This is a genomic window from Halomonas sp. (genome assembly GCF_041689495.1).
GTDB lineage: Bacteria > Pseudomonadota > Gammaproteobacteria > Pseudomonadales > Halomonadaceae > Halomonas.
Genome location: NZ_JBDNGD010000018.1, coordinates 1 through 4,400, shown reverse-complemented (window position 1 = coordinate 4,400; position 4,400 = coordinate 1). Strand labels below are relative to the sequence as shown.

Annotated in this window: 3 protein-coding genes; all 3 read right to left on the bottom strand. The window is 62.5% G+C overall.

Annotation, left to right across the window (positions count from 1 at the left end; genetic code table 11):
- A partial coding sequence (gene sucC, locus ACESMD_RS00525; RefSeq protein WP_372609346.1) for an ADP-forming succinate--CoA ligase subunit beta occupies nucleotides 1-1,118 on the bottom strand: 1,118 nt, incomplete at its 3' end.
- A 139-nt stretch (nucleotides 1,119-1,257) separates the two neighbouring features.
- Entirely contained in the window at nucleotides 1,258-2,694 is a 1,437-nt protein-coding gene (gene lpdA, locus ACESMD_RS00520) for a dihydrolipoyl dehydrogenase (RefSeq protein WP_372609345.1), read from the bottom strand.
- A gap of 49 nt (nucleotides 2,695-2,743) precedes the next feature.
- Complete coding sequence (gene odhB, locus ACESMD_RS00515; RefSeq protein WP_372609344.1) at nucleotides 2,744-4,315, bottom strand: 2-oxoglutarate dehydrogenase complex dihydrolipoyllysine-residue succinyltransferase; 1,572 nt, start codon at nucleotides 4,313-4,315, stop codon at nucleotides 2,744-2,746.
- Between the last annotated feature and the right edge of the window lie 85 nt (nucleotides 4,316-4,400).

Below are 4,400 nucleotides of genomic sequence, written 5' to 3'. Positions count from 1 at the left end.
CTGGTAGCAGCGTTGATGTTCAGACCGCTGGAGGCCAGCTTCTCGGCACCCAGCTCGGCGTTGTTCCCTTCCAGACGCACCACCACCGGCACGTTGACGCCGACCTGCTCGACGGCACCAATGACGCCCTCGGCGATCATGTCGCAGCGCACGATGCCGCCGAAGATGTTGACCAGCACGGCCTTCACGGAATCGTCGGAGAGAATGAGCTTGAAGGCCTCGGCCACGCGTTCCTTGGTGGCACCGCCGCCCACGTCCAGGAAGTTGGCGGGTTGGCCGCCGTTGAGCTTGATGATGTCCATGGTGCCCATGGCCAGACCGGCACCATTGACCATGCAGCCGATGTTGCCTTCCAGGGCCACGTAGTTCAGCTCCCAGGCCGCGGCTTCGGCTTCACGCTCGTCTTCCTGGGACGGATCGCGCATCTCCTGGAGATCCGGATGGCGGTAGAGCGCATTGCCGTCCAGATTGATCTTGGCGTCGAGACAGTGGAGGTTGCCCTCGTCGGTGATCACCAGCGGATTGATCTCGAGCAGGGCCAGATCCTTGTCATGGAACAGCTTGGAGAGCCCCAGGAAAATCTTGGTGAACTGCTTGACCTGGTCTCCCTTGAGTCTCAGCGCGAAAGCGAACTCACGCGCCTGGTAGGGCTGAGCGCCGACCAGCGGATCGATCTCGGCCTTGAGGATCTTCTCGGGCGTCTCGTGGGCGACCTTCTCGATTTCCACACCGCCCTCGGTGGAGGCCATGAACACCACGCGACGACTGCCGCGGTCGACCACGGCACCGAGATAGCGCTCGCTGGCGATATCGGTGAGGGTCTCGACCAGGATCTTGGTGACCGGCTGACCGCTTTCATCGGTCTGATAGGTGACCAGCTTCTTGCCCAGCCACTGCTCGGCGAAGCTTCTGGCCTCTTCCGGACTCTTGATCAGCTTGACGCCCCCAGCCTTGCCGCGGCCCCCGGCATGTACCTGGGCTTTGACGACCCACTTGTCACCGCCGATCTTCCTGCAGGCTTCCGCCGCCTCGTCGGGCGTATCAACAGCAAGCCCCTTGGAGACCGGCAGGCCATAGTCGGCAAACAATTGCTTGCCCTGATATTCGTGGAGGTTCATCGATTCATGCCATTGGTTGCATGTGACTCGAATGATGACAAGCGGCGTTCAAGCGTGTCGAACACCGGCGCGTCATCCCTGTCCGCTTCCGGTACATGGCCGGAAGCGGCACGCCACCCCGGGGTGGCGCTTTTTGTCCTTACTTCTTCTTGCGATTGGCCATGTGAATGGCGTGGCCTTCCACCGCCAGCGCCGCCTCGTGCACGGCCTCCGACATGGTCGGGTGCGCATAGCAGGTCAGGGCCAGGTCCTCGGCACTGGAACCGAACTCCAGGGCGATCACGCCCTGGGCAATCATCTCGCCGGCATGCTGGCCGACGATATGCATGCCCAGAACGCGGTCGGTCTCGGCGTCGGCGATGATCTTGGCCATGCCCTCGGTGGCGTTGTTGGCCATGGCACGGCCGCTGGCCGCGAACGGGAAGGTGCCGGTCTTGACCTCGATACCGGCGGCCTTGGCCTCCTGCTCGTTGATACCGACCCAGGCCACCTCAGGGAAGGTGTAGATGACGCTGGGAATCGCATCATAGTTCATCTCGGCCTTGTGGCCGGCGATGATGTCCGCGACCATCACACCCTCCTCGGAGGCCTTGTGCGCCAGCATCTGGCCACGCACACAGTCGCCGATGGCATAGACGTTGGGTACGCTGGTGCGGCACTGGTCATCAACGTGAATGAAGCCGCGCTGATCCAGCTCGACCCCCACACCCTCGGCGATGACGCCCTGGGTATAGGGTTTGCGGCCGACACAGACGATCAGCTTGTCGAAGGTGATCTCCTGATCGCCCTTGCTGTCGGTGTACTTGACGACCACCTCATCACCCTTGACCTCGGAGCCGGTGACACGAGCACTCAACCGGATGTCCAGCCCCTGTTTCTTGAGCAGCTTCTGGGTCTCCTTGGCGATGGCGCCATCGACCATGGGCAGGAAGTCATCCATCGCCTCGAGCATGGTGACCTCGGAGCCCAGACGGTTCCAGACACTACCCAGTTCCAGGCCGATGATACCGGCACCGATCACGCCCAGGCGCTTGGGCGTCTCCTGGAGTTCCAGGGCACCGGTGGAGTCGACCACCATGCCATCGACCAGCGGGGTCGACGGGATCTCCACCGGCACGGAGCCGGCAGCGATGACGATGTTGTCGGCGTCATAGGTCGTGGCCTTGCCCGCCTTGTCGGTCACTTCCACCTGCGTGGAAGAGACCACCTTGCCGGTGCCCTCGATGGCCGTCACGCCGTTGGCCTTGAACAACCCGGCGATGCCACCAGTGAGGTTCTTCACGATCTTGTTCTTGCGGGCCATCATCTTCTTGACGTCCATCGTGACATCACCGGCCTCGATCCCCAGGTCGGCAAACTCATGCTTGGCCTCGACGAACTTGTGGGAGGCCTCGAGCAGCGCCTTGGAGGGAATGCAGCCGACGTTCAGACAGGTACCGCCGAGCACGAGCTGGTCCTCTTCACCGATCCACTTCTCGACACAGGCGGCTTTGAGTCCCATCTGGGCAGCGCGGATGGCAGAGATGTAGCCACCTGGGCCCGCACCGATCACGATCACATCAAACTTGTCAGCCATGTTGGCTCCTTCGTTGCTTGTCGCTTGAGTACGTTGTGGGTCCCGCGGCTCAGATGTCCAGCAGTAGGCGAGACGGATCCTCAAGCAATTCCTTGATGGTCACCAGGAACTGCACCGCGTCCTTGCCATCGATCATGCGGTGGTCATAGGAAACCGCAAGATACATCATGGAGCGGATCTCGACCTTGCCGTCCACCGCCATGGGACGTTCCTGAATCTTGTGCATGCCCAGGATCGCAGTCTGGGGCGGATTGATAATCGGGATGGACATCAGCGAGCCGAAGGTGCCGCCATTGGTGATGGTGAAGGTCCCCCCCTGCATCTCATCGATACCCAGCTTGCCGTCACGCGCCCGCTTGCCGAAGTCGACGATACCCTTCTCGACATCGGCAATCTTCATGCTGTCGGTGTCACGCAACACTGGCACCACCAGCCCCCGCGGCGTGGAAACCGCGACACCGATATCCTGGTAGCCATGGTAGACGATGTCGGACCCATCAATGGAGGCATTGACGTCGGGGAACCGCTTGAGGGCCTCCGACGCCGCCTTGACGAAGAACCCCATGAAGCCGAGCTTGACGTCGTGGGACTTGAGGAAGGCGTCCTTGTACTGGGCACGAAGCGCCATGACCGCCGTCATGTCCACCTCGTTGTAGGTGGTGAGCATGGCGGCGGTCTGCTGAGCCTCGACCAGGCGCTTGGCGATGGTCTTGCGCAGGCGGCTCATCGGCACACGCTTCTCGGGCCGCTCGCCCTCGTCCAAAGGGGCGGCTGCCGCTGCCTTGGTGGCACCACCGGCCGACTTGGCGGTCTGCTTTGCCGAGCCGTCCTTGACCGCCTTATGAACGTCCTCCTTGAGGATGCGTCCTCCCTTGCCAGTCCCCTGGATCTTGCTCACGTCGAGGTCATGCTCAGCCACCATCTTGCGTGCCGCCGGCGCGAGGATCTTGTCGCCGATCTTCTCGTCCCCGGCGCCCTCGTCGGCGGACATGGCAGGAGACGCCTCTGCCTGGATAGCAGCGCCGTCGGCGCCTTCGCTGAATAGCGCCAATACCTCTTCCGAGGCCACCTGACTGCCCTCTTCCGCCTTGATCTCGGAGACGACGCCATCGGCGGGAGCGACGACCTCGAGCACGACCTTGTCGGTCTCGATCTCGGCCAGCACCTCATCGCGCTTGGCCGACTCACCGACCTTCTTGTGCCAGGTCGCGACGGTACCTTCCTGGATGGACTCCGGGAAACTCGGCGCCTTGACCTCGTGCTGCTTGCCACCAGCCGACGGCTTGGCCTTGGCATCGCCTTTCTTCTCGGCCTCGGCATCGCTCTTCTTCTCGGCCTTGGCATCAGCCTTCTTGGCCTCCGGCTTATCGCCGCCCTCGGCCTTGCCCTCGCCAATGCGGCCCAGCACCTGCTCGGACTCAACGGTGTCGCCCTCTTCCACCAGCACCTCGCTGAGGGTGCCGGCCTCGGGGGCCACGACCTCGAGCACCACCTTGTCGGTCTCGATCTCGACGATCAGCTCGTCTCGCTCCACGTTGTCACCGGCCTTCTTGTGCCAGGCGGCAACGGTACCCTCGGCAATGGATTCCGGAAATGTCGGTGCCTTGATCTCGGTAGCCATGTATTTTCCCTTGTAGGTGCTGACTCGTCCCGACAGGACGCCTCAAGTGTTGAATGCGTCTTCCACCAGTTGGCGCTGCTGTTCG